We start from the raw sequence: 13,957 nt of genomic DNA on the forward strand, positions 1-13,957 counted from the left end.
TAAAAAAGCAGCGTGAAGACCCGAGACAAAATCCTGAAAGCCAGCCTGGCCCTCTTCAACGAGAAGGGTGAGCGGAACGTCACTACCAACCATATCGCCGCTCACCTGGGCATCAGTCCAGGGAACCTATACTACCATTTCCGCAACAAGGAGGACATTGTCCACGCCATCTTCGGCGAGTATGTCCGCCACCTGGAAACGGCCTTCACGCCCAGGGAAAACGGCCCCACCCTGGACGCCCTGATGAGCTACATGGACGGCGTCTTCTACACCATGTGGGAGTTCCGCTTCTTCTACGCCAGCCTGCCTGACATCCTGGCCCGCAACCCGGCACTGCACCAAGAGTATTTCCAGGTTCAGACCCAGCTGGCGGACAGGGTAGTGGCCATCTTCCGCTCCCTGAAGGAGGAGGGCATCCTCAACATCGACGAGGAGTCCCTGCCGGATCTGGCCCACACGGTGAAGATCATGGTCACCTTCTGGATCAGCTACCAGACCACCCAGGCCATAGAGGCGGCCATCACCAGGCCTGTCATCTACCAGGGGGTCTTGAAGGTGCTCTTCCTCATTCGCCCCTACTTGGCGCCAGAGGCCAAGGACACCATAGCCCGCCTGGAAGACCATTACCGGCGCCTGGCGACCCGCACCCGCTGAGCGGCTTGACGCAAACGTCAAGCAAGTTAAAGAGGTCCGACTGTTTCCTGGCCCGCGATTCGCTACAATAGCGCCCAAATCGTTTTCGCGGAGCCACCCATGAGTGCCAAGCTGTTCGACCACCTGCGCCAGGAACTTGCCACCCTCAAAGAAGAAGGGCTGTACAAGGACGAGCGCATCATCACCAGTGCCCAACAGGCCGCCATCCATGTCGGCAACAGGGACGTGCTGAACTTCTGCGCCAACAACTACCTGGGCCTGGCCAACCATCCCGACCTGATCCAAGCCGCCAAAGAAGGCCTGGATACCCACGGTTTCGGCATGGCCTCGGTGCGCTTCATCTGCGGCACCCAGGACAGCCACAAGGTGCTGGAACAGAAGATCGCCGCCTTCCTGAACATGGAAGACGCCATCCTCTACAGCTCCTGCTTCGACGCCAACGCCGGCCTCTTCGAGACCATCCTTGGCCCGGAAGACGCCATCATCTCCGACGAGCTCAACCACGCCTCCATCATCGACGGCGTGCGCCTCTGCAAGGCCAAGCGTTTCCGCTACAAGAACAACGACATGGCCAGCCTCGAAGAGCAGCTCAAGGCCGCCGACGAGGCCGGTGCCCGCTTCAAGCTGATCGCCACTGACGGCGTCTTTTCCATGGATGGCATCATCGCCAACCTGCCCGGCGTCTGCGATCTGGCCGAGAAATACGACGCCCTGGTGATGGTGGACGACTCCCACGCCGTCGGCTTCGTCGGCCAAGGCGGTCGCGGCGTCCACGAATTCCACAACTGCCTGGACCGCGTCCACATCATCACCGGTACCCTGGGCAAGGCCCTGGGCGGCGCCTCCGGCGGCTACACCGCCGCCAAGAAGGAAGTGGTGGACATGCTGCGCAACCGCAGCCGCCCCTACCTCTTCTCCAACTCCCTGGCCCCGGCCATAGTCCATGCTTCCATCAAGGTGCTGGACATGCTGGCGGACGGTGGTGAGCTGCGCCAGAAGCTGTGGGACAACAGCAAATACTTCCGCGAGCGCATGAGCGCCGCCGGCTTCAACCTGGCCGGTGCCGACCACGCCATCATCCCTGTGATGCTGGGCGACGCCAAGCTGGCCAAGGCCTTCGCCGACAAGATGCTGGAACGCGGCATCTATGTGGTGGGCTTCAGCTTCCCCGTGGTGCCCAAGGGCCAGGCCCGGATCCGCACCCAGATGTCTGCCGCCCACAGCCGCGAGCAGCTGGACCAGGCCATCGACGCCTTTATCGCCGTCGGCCAAGAACTGGGCGTGATTTAACCGAATTTGTGCCCGCAAGGGTTCTGGAGTGTAAAGATGAAAGCGCTCGCCAAACAGTACGCCAAAGAAGGGATCTGGCTGGTCGATGTGGAGAAACCCGAAATGGGCCACAACGACGTCATGATCAAGATTAAGAAGACCGCCATCTGCGGTACCGACATGCACATCTACAAGTGGGACGAATGGGCGCAGAACACCATTCCCGTGCCCATGGTGGTGGGCCACGAGTACGTGGGCGAGATCGTCGCCATGGGCCAGGAAGTGCGCGGCTACCAGATCGGTGACAGGGTCTCAGGTGAAGGCCACATCACCTGTGGCCATTGCCGTAACTGCCGTGCCGGCCGGGTGCACCTGTGCCGCAACACCACGGGGGTGGGCGTCAACCGTACCGGTGCCTTCGCCGAGTACCTGGTGATCCCCGCCTACAACGTCTTCAAGCTGCCGGACAACATCCCGGACGACGTGGCTGCCATCTTCGACCCCTTCGGCAACGCCGTCCACACTGCCCTGAGCTTCGACCTGGTGGGTGAAGACGTGCTGATCACGGGCGCCGGCCCCATCGGCATCATGGCCGCCGCCGTGGCCCGCCATGTCGGTGCCCGTCATGTGGTGATCACCGACGTCAACGACTACCGCCTGGATCTGGCCAAGCAGATGGGCGCCACCCGCGCCGTCAACGTCGCCAAGGAAAACCTCAAGGACGTGATGAAAGAACTGGGCATGACCGAAGGCTTCGACGTGGGCCTGGAAGTGTCGGGCGTACCCCAGGCCTTCCGCCAGATGCTGGACACCATGAATCACGGCGGCAAGATAGCCATGCTCGGCATACCGCCCTCCGATATGGCCATCGACTGGAACCAGGTGATCTTCAAGGGCCTGGTGATCAAGGGTATCTACGGCCGCGAGATGTTCGAGACCTGGTACAAGATGGCCTCACTGGTGCAGTCCGGCCTGGATCTCAGCCCCATCATCACCCACCACTTCAAGGTGGAGGACTTCCAGAAAGGCTTCGACGCCATGGGCTCCGGCCAAAGCGGCAAGGTCATCCTCGACTGGAGCTAAGTCTCTGAAAAAAGACCACTTCGGTGGTCTTTTTTTATGGCCCTGTTAGTATCCGGGGGAAGTACTTTTTCGGAGTTCATGCCTATGCTGACGGCCTTGGCGGCGGCCGCCGTCTTTGAATTCGGCCTGGGGGGTACAGCCACCTACCTGGAAGATTATGTGGGGGCGGGGCAGGGGCGCTATTACCTGCTGCCTTTCCCCTACATCTACTACCACTCCGACAAGCTCAGCATCGACAGGAACATCATCAGGGGCAAGCTGGCGGCCAAGGGGCGCTGGCGCCTGGATCTGTCCTTGAGCGGCCAGGTGCCGGTCAACAGTGACAAGAACGACGCCCGCCACGGCATGGACGACCTGGGCTGGCTGGGCATGGCCGGGCCGGCGCTGCAGTATTACATCAAGGGGGATGCCGACAGCGACCAGAGCCTCTACCTAGAATGGCCGCTGCGTGCCGCCGTTTCCCTGGACCATGGTCGCAGCCACGGCCGAGGCCTGGAATCGGAGCTGCAGCTGGTGTGGCGCCAGGCCTACCAGCGTGGCGACTGGACCATCAAACCTCAGTTGAGCCTGGGGGCGCGTTGGGGCAGCCGGCAGCTGCACCAGTATCTTTATGGTGTCGAGGAGCAGGATGCGCAGCTGGGCAGGCCGGCCTACCAGGCCGGCGCCGGCTACGCCGGCTGGCGCCTCTCGGCCAGTTTCACGGTGCGCCGCCAGCAGTGGTGGTTGGGCTTTTTCTCCCGCTATTACCGCATCGACGGCGCCAGCTTCGAAGACAGCCCCCTGGTCAAAAGCCACAGCAGCCTCTATGCCGGTGTCGCCCTGGCCCGCATCTTCTAGCCAAGAAAAAGCCGGCCCTGGGGCCGGCTTGTCTTAAAAGGTGTTCAGTCGCTGCTGATAGGGGCTTGCATCCCAACCCCTGTCCTTGGCCTCAGCCAGGGCCTCCTCCAGGTAATGTCGGGCTTCTCGCTTATCGCCTTTTGCCAGCCAGGCGTCGGCCAGCACGTCGTAGCTGTTGGGGTCCTCATGGTCCTTGACCACTTCCTGGGCCAGCGCCAGGGAACGGCTCGGGTCACGCAGGCTGGCGGCATCGGCCGTGGCCAACACCCTGGCCAGTTCCCGCTTGGCCAGCCAACTGCCCTGGGCGGCGGCTTTTTCCAGCCAGGCCTTGGCCTTGGCCCAGTCGCGCTGGGTCTCGCCGCCCTTGACCAATTCCATGCCCAAGAGCTCCTGGGCCTCCACCTGGCCCTGCTGGGCGGCGTAGGTCAGCCAGTCCAGGCCCTTGCGTCTGTCCACCACGCAGCTGCGGCCATAGAGCAGATCGCTCCCCACCTGATATTGGGCCAGGGCCAGGCCGCCTTGGGCGGCCTTCAACACCATGTCACGGGCCGACTGCTGAGGCGGCAGGGCGGGCCTAACCGTCTCTTCCTCGGAATTGCGGTAGACGTTGTAGCTGAGGACGTAGAGTCCTTGGTTATCGCTGTCATGGGGTCTGTGATAATGACGCTTGGCGATCTGTTCCATCAACTCGCGGTTCCAGCCGGCATCCTCTGCGCTTTGTTTGTGGATGTCCAGTTGCCGTATGCCTACCGGCTTGCCTTTCTCGTCCAAACGGAAGGCAAAGCGCCAGTGCCGGTATTTGAAGCCTGAATCTCGACCCTGGGGCAGCCCTTTGGGCCTCTTCAAACTTGATGGCTTGGCGCTCAGCTCGGGGGCACCATAATGCTCTTTACCTTGGATCTCGGTGAAGCGCCAGCCGTCGATGTTCTGTTGCCATTCCAGTATGCCGGCCAGCTGAAACTGGGCTGCGGGGTTGCCGGTTTGGGCTTTCTGCGCCAGGGCGTCAGTCAACTTGTCGAAAGCCTTGTCGTCGATCTGGGCTCCGACCAGGCGATAGTCCAGTACCACTGCGGCGCCTTGAATACGGCTGGGGTGGCCGTCTTTATCCTTGGGCGGGGCGTACTTCCATGAACTGACGGCATCGAGACTGGCTTTGTTGAAAACTTGGGGTGGCATGGCGCTAACCACTCTGGCGTTTTCGACGCCGCCGGCCTCGTTGATATCGAAAATGACTTTAGTGAAGCCCATCTCCATATTACGGGCGGCATTTTGGGGATAGCGGGGATCCCTTCTTTTCAGGGGGTGCGCCTCGGGATTGTCGGTGGTGACCCGGATCTCCGGCAGCAGGGTCTTTTCCAAGGCTGTCTGCCCCAGTAATGACAGGCGCTGCTGGGCCAGGTTGGAGGCGGCCTTCAGTTGACCCTTACCCAGTTGGCTTAGCGCTTTGAGCTTGGCCTTGTCGGCGCCGGCCAGGCCGTTGTCTTCGGCGGCGGCGAACCAGGCATAGGCCTCTTCGGGGTCCCTGGTCACCCCTTCACCGTTGAAGTACATGACTCCCAGGTTGAACTGGGCGTTGGGTTGGCCAAGCTGGGCGCTGGCACGAAATTCCGCCAGGGCCTTGGGGTAGTCTTTAGCCAGGTAGGCTTTTAAACCGTCGTTGAAATCGGCGAAGGCGGGGCTGGCGGCGGCCAGCAGGGAAGTGGCGAGTAGCCATTGGCGCATCTGTGTATCCCTCACATTGGATTCTATCGTCAGGCCCAACCCGGGCAATCCTGCTGCAGATTGGGCCTGTACTATCCTGATATTTCCCAATGGTTGCAACAAAAGGCCAAAATGCGTCCTTTTGGATGCATCCCCTAGAGCGACTTTAGCCTTGCTTGGTAGGGGCCTATGTCCCAACCCCTGTCATCTGCTTCGTCCAGCGCCTCTTTCAGGTAATGACGGGCTTTCTTCTTGTCGCCCTTGGCCTGCCAGGCATCGGCCAGCACCCCGTAGCTGTTGGGATCTTCATGGTCCTTGATCACCTCCTGGGCCAGTGCCAGGGCGCGGTCAGGGTCGCGCAGGCTGGCGGCGTCGGCGGTGGCCAGCACCCTGGCCAGTTCCCGCTTGGCGAGCCAGCTGCCCTGGGCGGCCGCTTTTTCCAGCCAGACCTTGGCCTTGGCCCAGTCGCGCTCGGTCTCGCCGCCCTTGACCAGCTCCATGCCCAAGAGTTCTTGGGCTTCAACCTGGCCCTGCTGGGCGGCATAGGTCAGCCAGTCCAGGCCTTTGCGCCTGTCCACCACGCAGCTGCGGCCATAGAGCAGATCGCTGCCCACCTGGTACTGGGCCAGGGCCAGGCCGCCCTGGGCCGCTTTGACCATCATCTCCTTGGCTGACAGCTTGGGGGCCAGGGCCGGCAGGGTGCTTTCCTCTTCATCGCTGTTGTTGAAGACCTGGTACTTGAGGACGTAGAGCCCCTGACCGTCGTTGGGGTGCTTGAAGCGGTAATGACGCTTGGTGATCTGCGCCGTCAAAGCGGTGGTCCAGCTGGCTTGCTGCGCATCCTTTTTTTCCTCCCCTGGTCCAGTGACCAATCGCAAGTCCTGGGGCACGCCTTCCTTGTCGAGGCGGAAGGCGAAGATCCAAGACAGGGTCTTGAAGTAATGACTGCTGACTTTGGGGATCCCTTGGGGCCGGGCCAATCGGCGGCTGTAGGGGAGTAGAGCTGTGGCGCCGTAATGCTCCTCGCCCTGAGTTTGGGCTGAGCGCCAGCCGTCGATGCTATTCTGCCATTCCAGCACGCCGGCCAGTTGGAACTGGGCAGCCGGATCGCCGGCATTGGCCTTTTGCTCCAGCGGCTGCGTTAATTTTTCAAAGGACTGGTCATTAATGCCGTAACCGGCCAGCTCATAGTCCAGGCTCACCGTAGTACCCTGAATGCGGCTGGGTTTACCATCCTTGTCTTTGGGCGGAGCGTAACGCCATTGGCGGATGGCCTTCAGTGTGGCCTCCTCGAACAGTCCCTGGGGTACCGCCTCAAATACCCTTGCGTTTTCCACGCCCCCGGCCTCGTTGATATCGAAGATGACCTTGTTGAATCCCATCAGGCCCTTACGCGCGGCGCTGATAGGGTAGATTGGGTCCACCCGCGCCACAGGCTTGGCGTCCGGGGCGTCTGTGGTGATCCTGATCTCGGGCAGCAGCGACTGGACCAGGGCCTGGTGACCGGCTTTTGCCAGGCGGTGGTGGGCGAGGTCTAGAGCAGCTTGGCGCTGGGGCTGCGTCAGTCTCTCCAGTACCTGGGTTTTGGCATTATCGGCGCCAGCAAAGCCGTTGTCAGCGGCCACGCTGAACCAGGCATAGGCTTCCACCAGGTTCTTGGACATCCCCTCGCCGTTGAAGTACATGGCGCCCAGATCAAATTGGGCATTGGGGTGGCCAAGCTGGGCGGCGGCCTGGAATTCGGCCAGGGCCTTGGGGTAGTCCTTAGCCAGGTAGGCCTTGAGGCCATCGTTGAAGTCGGCAAAAGCCGGGCTGGCTGCAAGCAGCAAAGAGGTGCTAAGGAGCCATCGGCGCATCTGTGTATCCCTCACATGGGGTGGCGTAGTTGACCTTTACCCCGACTGTCCTGCCGGGGCTTGGGGCATACTATTCATTTATTTCCAATATGTTGCAACGGCTTGCGAATTACGCCGTTTACGGACACTAGGGTGCTTAAAGCGAATCCAGTTTGGTCTGGTAGCTGGTGACATCCCAACCCCTGCCCTTGGCCCAGTCGCGCTCGGTCTCGCCGCCCTTGACCTGCTCCATGCCAAGCAGTTCCTGGGCTTCAACCTGGCCCTGCTGGGCGGCATAGGTCAGCCAGTCCAGGCCCTTGCGCCTGTCCACCACGCAGCTACGGCCACAGACCCGATATTTAAAGTGGGGCTGAGACCTCGCCTCACCAAGGCAGAGCCGCCTCATCGGAACCAGATGTTGATTTGGTGTGAATTTTGAAAGTGTTCAATTTTGTACGATCAGGGTTCAGGCCTTACCGGGCGGTCGTCACAGGGAATAAAAACAACAGGATCTGGACTGCTTCGTGGGGGCGTGCTGGTTGTTAAAAGAGCGGAGGGAAAATCGATCTTTTCGGGAAAGGCCATCTAAGCTGGTTTAGGATAGGGAAAACTTTTTCAAGCGATGGACCATGAGCCCGGTTTACGACATTTTCAAGAAGACCCTTGGACTGCTCAGCAAGTACAAGCTGCCTCCTACGCCAGAGCATTACAGCCTTTGGTATGTCTATGTCAGTGAAGAAAACCCGGAACTGAATGCCGCCGTCGACAAGACCCTGGGCAAGGCCGATCAGATTGGCCCCAGCTCGGCGGCCCTGCTCTACCAGGCGCACCTGGCCGACAGCCGCTGGCGCGACAGCCAGGCCCTGGGCGCCAGCCTCTCGGCCCTTAGCCAGGAGCTGGTTTCGACCCTCCACGACACCCGCCAGGATGCGGCCCAGTTCCAACAAATACTCAGCGACAGGTTCAACCGCCTGAGCGGTATCCAGGACGGCAATGTCTCCCTGGAAATGCTGCTGGACGAGGTGCGTAACCTGGTCAAGGATGCCCACCTGATGGAGGGCAGCGCCGAACACCTGCAAGACCGGCTGCAGAATGCCGAGGGCGAAGTCAACCGGCTGCGTGAGGCCTTGGCCAAGAGCCAGGAAGAGGCCCTGGTGGACGTGCTGACGGGCCTTCGCAACCGCCGCGCCTTCGACATGGAACTGGCTTCCATCCAGGGGCCCGTGTCCCTGATCTTGTTGGACCTTGACCACTTCAAGCAGGTCAACGACAGCTTCGGCCATCTGCTGGGGGACCAGGTGCTCAAGGCCACGGCCAAGCAGCTCAACAGCTTCATCCGTGACGGTGCCCAGGCCTTCCGCTACGGCGGCGAGGAGTTTGCGGTGCTGGTGCCGGAATCCCTGTCGGTAGCCAGGCGCAGGGCCGAAAGCCTGCGGATGCTGGTGTCCAAGGTGATGGTGACCGACAGGCGAACCGATCAGAAGATCGGCAATATCACCGCTTCTTTGGGGGTGGCGGAAGGCAAGGGCGGCAGCCAGGCGGAGCAACTGGTGGAAAAAGCCGACCAGCAGCTCTACGAGGCCAAGCGCCTGGGCCGCAACCGCGTCATGCCCATGGCGCTGTGACAAAAAGAGCGGGTCAATCCCGCTCTTTTTTGATGGGCACGCAGCTGCGTTTGTAGACGGGGTGCAACCCCCACTTCAAGGCCCAGGCGTCGTAACGGGCCAAGAGCCCCTTAAGCCAGCCCACGCACCGAACTCCGCTCGATAAGCTCGGGGTGCAAGGTCAGCACCTTGCTGTCGCTCTCTTCCTTGTTGACCTTGGCCAGCAGTATCTTGGCGGCCTTCTGGCCCAGCCGGTATTTGGGCTGGTGGATGGTGGTCAGGGGCGGGCTGAAGAAGTTGGCCATGGGCACATCGTCGTAGCCGATGACGGACAGGTCGTCCGGTACCCGCACTCCGGCCTGGTGGGCGGCGCTGATGGCCCCCAGGGCCATGGGGTCGGAGAAGACGAAGAGCGCCGTCGGCTTGTCCTTGAGTTTGAGCAGCTGTTCCATGGCGGCATGACCGCCCTCAGGTTCGAAGTCCCCTGCGATGATCCAGGCCGGGTTTTCCTTAAGGCCGGCTTCCTTCATGGCACGGCGGTAGCCGGCCAGGCGCTCTACGGTGAGGCTCTTGTCGGCCGGCCCCGTGATGCAACCGATTGCCTTGTGGCCCTTGTCAATCAGGTGCCGGGTGGCCAGGTAACCCCCCTGTTCGGCGTTGTCCTGGATGCGGTAGATATCGCCCTGGGTGTCGCCCCACTCCATCAGCACCTGGGGCAGCTCGGGGTGGGTGCCCAGCAGGTTGTAGAGTTCGGAGGCGTCCTCGGAGAGCATCACCAGTATGCCGTCCACCCGCTTTTCGATGAGCATGCGCAGGCTGGCCTGCTGGCGCTCGGTCTCGCCGCCCGAGTTGCAGAGGATCAGCGTATAACCCTGCTCGGCGCAGGTCTCTTCGACACCGCGGATCACCTCGGCGAAGAAGGGGTTGGTGGAGGTGGTGACCAGCATCCCCAGGGTGCGGGTGCGGTTGACCTTGAGGCTGCGGGCCACGGCGGAGGGGGCGTAATTGAGCTCTTTGATGGCCTGGAAGACCCGCTCTTTGGTGGCCTCGGCCACGAACCTGGTGCTGTTCAGGACGTGAGAGACGGTGGAAATGCTGACGCCGGCTTTGTTCGCGACATCTTTGATCGTGGCCATGAAGTGTTCCTGCAGGGGCTCCGACTAAAGCTTAACCAAAACCAGTGGCCAAGTTAACGTCCGATGCCAATAAGGGGTATGCTATGGCAGCAAATTAAGAGAGGTATTGTATGGAGCAGTTCGCCCATATATCAATCGATGAAGCCTTCCAAAAGCTCAATGACGGCCAGGCCAGGCTGGTGGATATCCGCGACGAGCAGAGTTTTGGCGCCGGCCACGTGGCAGGGGCCTACCATCTGACCAACGGTTCATTGAACCGCTTCATGGGCGAAGCGGACCTCGACACTCCCCTCATCGTCTGCTGCTACCACGGCGTTTCCAGCCAGGGGGCAGCCCAATACCTGCTGCAACAGGGCTTCGAGGAAGTCTACAGCCTGGACGGTGGTTTCGAAGCCTGGCGCAAGGTGTATCCCTATGTCCGCGACCAAGATACTGGGTCACTTTCCTGATCCGCGCCTGGCCCAGGGTTTTGTCGACTACCTGGGTGGCCGTGGGGTCAGGGCCAGGCTGGTGCCTACCGACAGCGACGTGATGGTGGAAGTGGCCCTGCCGGCCCCTGACTGGCTGGAGTCGGCCTGGCAGACCTTCCTTTCCGATCCTGGCAACAGCCGCTACCAGGCGGCCAGCTGGCAGTCCGGTGACGCCGGCCGGTTGCGTTACCAGGCCGCGCCCACCCGGCTGCGGTTGGTGGCCGGCCCTCTGACCTGGGGGCTGATGGGCGCCTGCATACTGGTATACCTGTCGGCCCTGATGGGCTTCGGCGGCCTCTACCAGGCCCTTTCCTTCCCGCCGTCACTGGACATGGTGAGCGTCGGCAACGCCTATCGGCTGGTGACTCCCATACTGTTGCACTTCTCGCTGCTGCACATAGGTTTCAACCTGTTGTGGTGGTGGCAACTGGGTGGCGTCTTGGAGAAGCGGGAAGGCAGCCTGCACCTGCTGCTGGTGACGTTGGTCACCGGCTTTGCCGGCAACCTGGCCCAGTTCCTGGCATCGGGGCCCAATTTCGGCGGCCTGTCCGGGGTGGTCTACGGCCTCTTCGGTTACTTCTGGATCTCGGGGCTGCTCTACCCCAGGCGAGGGCTGATGCTGCCGGGGTCACTGGTGATCTTCATGCTGGCCTGGCTGGTGATGGGCTTCGTGGGCATAGGCCTGCCCATCGCCAACCAGGCCCACCTCTGGGGCCTTATCGCCGGTTGCGCCCTGGCGGCGCTGCCGTTCAGGCGTCAGTAGTAGAGGTACTTGGTGAACAGGAGGTCGGCGACCAGGGGCTCGCCGGCCTCTTTTTGTAACAGGTCCTGGGTAGCCTTGAGGCAGGCCTTGCGGATCTGCTCCCGGCCCTGCAGGGAACGGATGTCGTCCGCATTCTGCTTGCCGAGGATCTCGATGAGGGCGTCGCGGATCAGCGGCGCATGGTGGTCCACCAGGTCCAGCTTGTCCTTGTCCTTGAGCATCAGCTGCACCGTCACCTTGATATAACCCAGGTGCCCGGCCTGGCCCACGTAGTTGGTGATGATGTCCGGCTCCAGCTCGTAGTAGCCGTAGTTGTCCGCCTTGTCCTGTTCTGCCGCCATGGCAGGACTGAGGAAACCGCAAAGGGCAAGCAGCAACGGCAGCAGGTAGCGCATCGGATTCTCCCTCGATATTTGGAACGCATTACTTTGCCAGTAAAGCACTTGGCTCGCCAGATGGCGGTGCTATCATGAGGCACTTTTGAAACGAGCACTATCCTGCATGTGGTCTGACTGGCAGTGGATGTCGGCAAGCGAGGCCGGTGATTTGACGCCCGAACAGCGGCAGTGGCTGCTGGCCGAGGGCTCCATGACCCGGCGCCTCAAGGGGCGTTGCGAGCAGTTCAGGGTCCAGCTGCTGGGGCTGGACAGTGTGCAGCTGGGCGAGAGCCAGCGCCGCTGGCTGGGGCTGGAAGACGACGTCACAGAGCGCACCGTGCTGCTGCTGGCCGACGGCGTTCCCTGCGTCTACGCCAAGAGCCTCTGGGCCGGACAGCAGCATCCCTTCGCCAACTTGGGGGAGCAGCCCCTGGGCGAGCAGCTGTTTGTCGGCGGCAACTGGCGCCGCGGCCCCATCCGCCTGGCCAGGGTTAAGGACCCTTTGCCTGGCCTGGCACTGCCCACGCAGGATCTCTGGGCCCGCTGCTCGGCTTTCGAAGCCCAGGCCCAGGGCCCCGTCTGGGTGATGGAGGTCCTGCTGCCGGCCATCTACCAGCTCGACACCCTTTGAGAAGTTCATGACCGAAACCTTGCGAAATTATCTGCGGCTGATGCGGGCCGATAAACCCATAGGCTCACTGCTGCTGTTCTGGCCCACTTTCTGGGCGCTGCTGGTGGCCAGTGATGGCAGGCCCGATCCCTGGATCACCGCCGTCTTCTTCGTCGGGGTCTTCCTGATGCGCTCCGCCGGCTGCGTGATCAACGATTTTGCCGACCGCAAGGTCGACGGCCAGGTCAAACGCACCAAGGACAGGCCCCTGGCCACGGGCGCCGTCAGCAGCCGCGAGGCCCTGGTGCTCTTCGCCGTGCTCTGCCTGGTGTCCTTCGGCCTTGTGCTGACCCTCAACTTCTTCACCATAGCGCTGTCGCTGGTGGCCCTGGGGCTGGCCGTGGCCTACCCCTTCATGAAGCGTTTCACCCACCTGCCGCAACTGGTGCTGGGCATGGCCTTCGGCTGGGGCGTGCCCATGGCCGCCGCCGCCCAGGCCAACCGTATCGACGAGTCCATCTGGTGGCTTTTCGCCGCCAACATCGCCTGGACCATGGCCTACGACACCTTCTACGCCATGGTGGACAGGGACGACGACTTGCGCATCGGCGTCAAATCCACGGCCATCCTCTTCGGCCGCTTCGACAAGCTGATCACCGGCCTGCTGCAACTCTGCACCCTGCTGTTGCTGCTCAAGGCAGGGGAAAGTGCCGCCCTGGGCCTGCCCTACTACCTGGGTGTGCTGACCATGGGCGTGCTCTTCGTTCACCAGCAGTGGCTGATCCGCAACCGCGAGCGCATGGCCTGTTTCAAGGCCTTCCTGGCCAACAACCAGGCCGGCATGGTGGTGGCGGTCGGGCTCTACGTCGACTACCTGATGCATTGACGACTTCGGCTTGTCGTCTCGATAAGCAAATTGAATTGTGACCAGGCCCCGCAGGCACTAGCTTGCGGGGCCTTATTGTTGTGGGGTGCCTATGGAGCAGAAATTGGAGGCCGTGGTCGAAGGCCTGGCCGGGCAGGGCCATGTGGTGTTGCCGGGTTGGCTGGACGAGACACTGCGTGCCGAGCTGCGTGCCGAGCTGTTGGTGCGTGCCGATGAGCTGAGCCGGGCCGGCATAGGCCGCGGCGGCGACCACCAGCAGCAACTGGATATCCGCAACGACCAGACCCTCTGGCTGGACGGCCTCTCCGGCCAGCAGCAGCGCTTCCTGGGGCTGATGGAGGAGCTGCGCCTCGCCCTTAACCGCAATCTCTTCCTGGGGCTCAACGACTACGAGTGCCATTTTGCCCACTATGGCCCAGGCCACTACTACCAGAAGCACCTCGACGCTTTCCGTGGCCGCTCCAACAGGGTCGTGTCCACTGTGCTCTACCTCAACGAATACTGGCCGGCTGGTGCCGGCGGCGAGCTGGCCATCTACGACGACAAGGACCAACTGCTGGCCAAGGTCAGCCCTGAGCCCGGCACCCTGGTCTGCTTCCTCTCTGAAGACTTCCCCCACGAGGTGCTGCCGGCCGGGGCTGACCGCTACTCCATCGCCGGCTGGTTCAGGCGCGATGGCGGTCCATTGTCCTGATGAAGCGGCGGGGCTGACCTGCTGTTGCCCGGCATCGC

15 protein-coding genes are annotated in these 13,957 nt (G+C 62.0%); 10 read left to right on the plus strand and 5 right to left on the minus strand.

Annotated features, from left to right (window positions below; translation table 11 throughout):
* Positions 1-12 precede the first annotated feature (12 nt).
* The 4 genes from PVT67_RS00740 to PVT67_RS00755 all read left to right on the plus strand — a co-directional run bounded on the left by PVT67_RS00740 (position 13) and on the right by PVT67_RS00755 (position 3,843).
* Positions 13-654, plus strand: a complete 642-nt coding sequence (locus PVT67_RS00740; protein ID WP_301496797.1) for a TetR/AcrR family transcriptional regulator — start codon at positions 13-15, stop codon at positions 652-654.
* Positions 655-753: 99 nt separating this feature from the next.
* On the plus strand, positions 754-1,944 hold the full coding sequence (locus tag PVT67_RS00745; protein ID WP_301496799.1) for a glycine C-acetyltransferase: 1,191 nt from the start codon (positions 754-756) through the stop codon (positions 1,942-1,944).
* A 36-nt stretch (positions 1,945-1,980) separates the two neighbouring features.
* Complete coding sequence (gene tdh / locus PVT67_RS00750; protein WP_301496801.1) at positions 1,981-3,006, plus strand: L-threonine 3-dehydrogenase; 1,026 nt, start codon at positions 1,981-1,983, stop codon at positions 3,004-3,006.
* 84 nt (positions 3,007-3,090) lie between these two features.
* Complete coding sequence (locus PVT67_RS00755; protein ID WP_301496803.1) at positions 3,091-3,843, plus strand: MipA/OmpV family protein; 753 nt, start codon at positions 3,091-3,093, stop codon at positions 3,841-3,843.
* A 33-nt stretch (positions 3,844-3,876) separates the two neighbouring features.
* Here the strand turns inward: PVT67_RS00755 and PVT67_RS00760 are convergent, their stop codons facing one another.
* The 3 genes from PVT67_RS00760 to PVT67_RS00770 form a co-directional block, all read right to left on the minus strand.
* On the minus strand, positions 3,877-5,565 hold the full coding sequence (locus tag PVT67_RS00760; RefSeq protein ID WP_301496805.1) for a TonB family protein: 1,689 nt from the start codon (positions 5,563-5,565) through the stop codon (positions 3,877-3,879).
* Positions 5,566-5,699: 134 nt separating this feature from the next.
* Complete coding sequence (locus PVT67_RS00765; RefSeq protein WP_301496807.1) at positions 5,700-7,400, minus strand: TonB family protein; 1,701 nt, start codon at positions 7,398-7,400, stop codon at positions 5,700-5,702.
* 136 nt (positions 7,401-7,536) lie between these two features.
* The gene (locus PVT67_RS00770) at positions 7,537-7,710 is read right to left on the minus strand and encodes a hypothetical protein (protein WP_301496809.1); all 174 of its coding nucleotides are present in this window, start codon (positions 7,708-7,710) and stop codon (positions 7,537-7,539) included.
* A 298-nt stretch (positions 7,711-8,008) separates the two neighbouring features.
* Between PVT67_RS00770 and PVT67_RS00775 the strand changes: the two genes are divergently transcribed.
* Positions 8,009-9,004: a diguanylate cyclase domain-containing protein gene (locus tag PVT67_RS00775; RefSeq protein ID WP_301496811.1), complete on the plus strand. Its 996-nt coding sequence runs from the start codon at positions 8,009-8,011 to the stop codon at positions 9,002-9,004.
* A gap of 110 nt (positions 9,005-9,114) precedes the next feature.
* On the opposite strand, the gene PVT67_RS00780 is transcribed toward PVT67_RS00775, so the two are convergent.
* Positions 9,115-10,119: a substrate-binding domain-containing protein gene (locus PVT67_RS00780; RefSeq protein ID WP_301496813.1), complete on the minus strand. Its 1,005-nt coding sequence runs from the start codon at positions 10,117-10,119 to the stop codon at positions 9,115-9,117.
* 110 nt (positions 10,120-10,229) lie between these two features.
* Between PVT67_RS00780 and glpE the strand changes: the two genes are divergently transcribed.
* Entirely contained in the window at positions 10,230-10,568 is a 339-nt protein-coding gene (glpE, locus tag PVT67_RS00785; protein ID WP_301496815.1) for a thiosulfate sulfurtransferase GlpE, read from the plus strand.
* A complete protein-coding gene (gene glpG, locus PVT67_RS00790; protein ID WP_301496818.1) occupies positions 10,534-11,352 on the plus strand; it encodes a rhomboid family intramembrane serine protease GlpG in 819 nt (272 codons plus the stop codon). The genes glpE and glpG overlap by 35 nt, the downstream gene beginning before the upstream one ends.
* On the opposite strand, the gene PVT67_RS00795 is transcribed toward glpG, so the two are convergent.
* Complete coding sequence (locus PVT67_RS00795; RefSeq protein WP_301496820.1) at positions 11,346-11,747, minus strand: flagellar basal body-associated protein FliL; 402 nt, start codon at positions 11,745-11,747, stop codon at positions 11,346-11,348. The two genes, glpG and PVT67_RS00795, sit on opposite strands and share 7 nt — an antisense overlap.
* Positions 11,748-11,853: 106 nt before the next feature.
* Between PVT67_RS00795 and PVT67_RS00800 the strand changes: the two genes are divergently transcribed.
* The 3 genes from PVT67_RS00800 (at position 11,854) to PVT67_RS00810 (ending at position 13,919) form a co-directional block, all read left to right on the plus strand.
* On the plus strand, positions 11,854-12,360 hold the full coding sequence (locus PVT67_RS00800) for a chorismate--pyruvate lyase family protein (protein WP_301496822.1): 507 nt from the start codon (positions 11,854-11,856) through the stop codon (positions 12,358-12,360).
* Between the two features lie 7 nt (positions 12,361-12,367).
* The gene (gene ubiA, locus PVT67_RS00805; RefSeq protein ID WP_301496824.1) at positions 12,368-13,225 is read left to right on the plus strand and encodes a 4-hydroxybenzoate octaprenyltransferase; all 858 of its coding nucleotides are present in this window, start codon (positions 12,368-12,370) and stop codon (positions 13,223-13,225) included.
* Positions 13,226-13,316: 91 nt separating this feature from the next.
* The gene (locus PVT67_RS00810; protein WP_301496826.1) at positions 13,317-13,919 is read left to right on the plus strand and encodes a 2OG-Fe(II) oxygenase; all 603 of its coding nucleotides are present in this window, start codon (positions 13,317-13,319) and stop codon (positions 13,917-13,919) included.
* Positions 13,920-13,957 lie beyond the last annotated feature (38 nt).

Origin of the sequence: Gallaecimonas kandeliae, from assembly GCF_030450055.1 — a bacterium.
Taxonomy (GTDB): Bacteria; Pseudomonadota; Gammaproteobacteria; order Enterobacterales; family Gallaecimonadaceae; genus Gallaecimonas; species Gallaecimonas kandeliae.

Excerpts from the sequence above, each read along its gene's own strand:
- PVT67_RS00745 (WP_301496799.1), top strand. The coding sequence starts at position 754 with ATGAGTGCCAAGCTGTTCGACCACCTGCGCCAGGAACTTGCCACCCTC.
- tdh (WP_301496801.1), top strand. The coding sequence starts at position 1,981 with ATGAAAGCGCTCGCCAAACAGTACGCCAAAGAAGGGATCTGGCTGGTC.
- PVT67_RS00755 (WP_301496803.1), top strand. The coding sequence starts at position 3,091 with ATGCTGACGGCCTTGGCGGCGGCCGCCGTCTTTGAATTCGGCCTGGGG.
- PVT67_RS00760 (WP_301496805.1), bottom strand. The coding sequence starts at position 5,565 with ATGCGCCAATGGCTACTCGCCACTTCCCTGCTGGCCGCCGCCAGCCCC.
- PVT67_RS00765 (WP_301496807.1), bottom strand. The coding sequence starts at position 7,400 with ATGCGCCGATGGCTCCTTAGCACCTCTTTGCTGCTTGCAGCCAGCCCG.
- PVT67_RS00775 (WP_301496811.1), top strand. The coding sequence starts at position 8,009 with ATGAGCCCGGTTTACGACATTTTCAAGAAGACCCTTGGACTGCTCAGC.
- PVT67_RS00780 (WP_301496813.1), bottom strand. The coding sequence starts at position 10,119 with ATGGCCACGATCAAAGATGTCGCGAACAAAGCCGGCGTCAGCATTTCC.
- glpE (WP_301496815.1), top strand. The coding sequence starts at position 10,230 with ATGGAGCAGTTCGCCCATATATCAATCGATGAAGCCTTCCAAAAGCTC.
- glpG (WP_301496818.1), top strand. The coding sequence starts at position 10,534 with ATGTCCGCGACCAAGATACTGGGTCACTTTCCTGATCCGCGCCTGGCC.
- PVT67_RS00795 (WP_301496820.1), bottom strand. The coding sequence starts at position 11,747 with ATGCGCTACCTGCTGCCGTTGCTGCTTGCCCTTTGCGGTTTCCTCAGT.
- PVT67_RS00800 (WP_301496822.1), top strand. The coding sequence starts at position 11,854 with ATGTGGTCTGACTGGCAGTGGATGTCGGCAAGCGAGGCCGGTGATTTG.
- ubiA (WP_301496824.1), top strand. The coding sequence starts at position 12,368 with ATGACCGAAACCTTGCGAAATTATCTGCGGCTGATGCGGGCCGATAAA.
- PVT67_RS00810 (WP_301496826.1), top strand. The coding sequence starts at position 13,317 with ATGGAGCAGAAATTGGAGGCCGTGGTCGAAGGCCTGGCCGGGCAGGGC.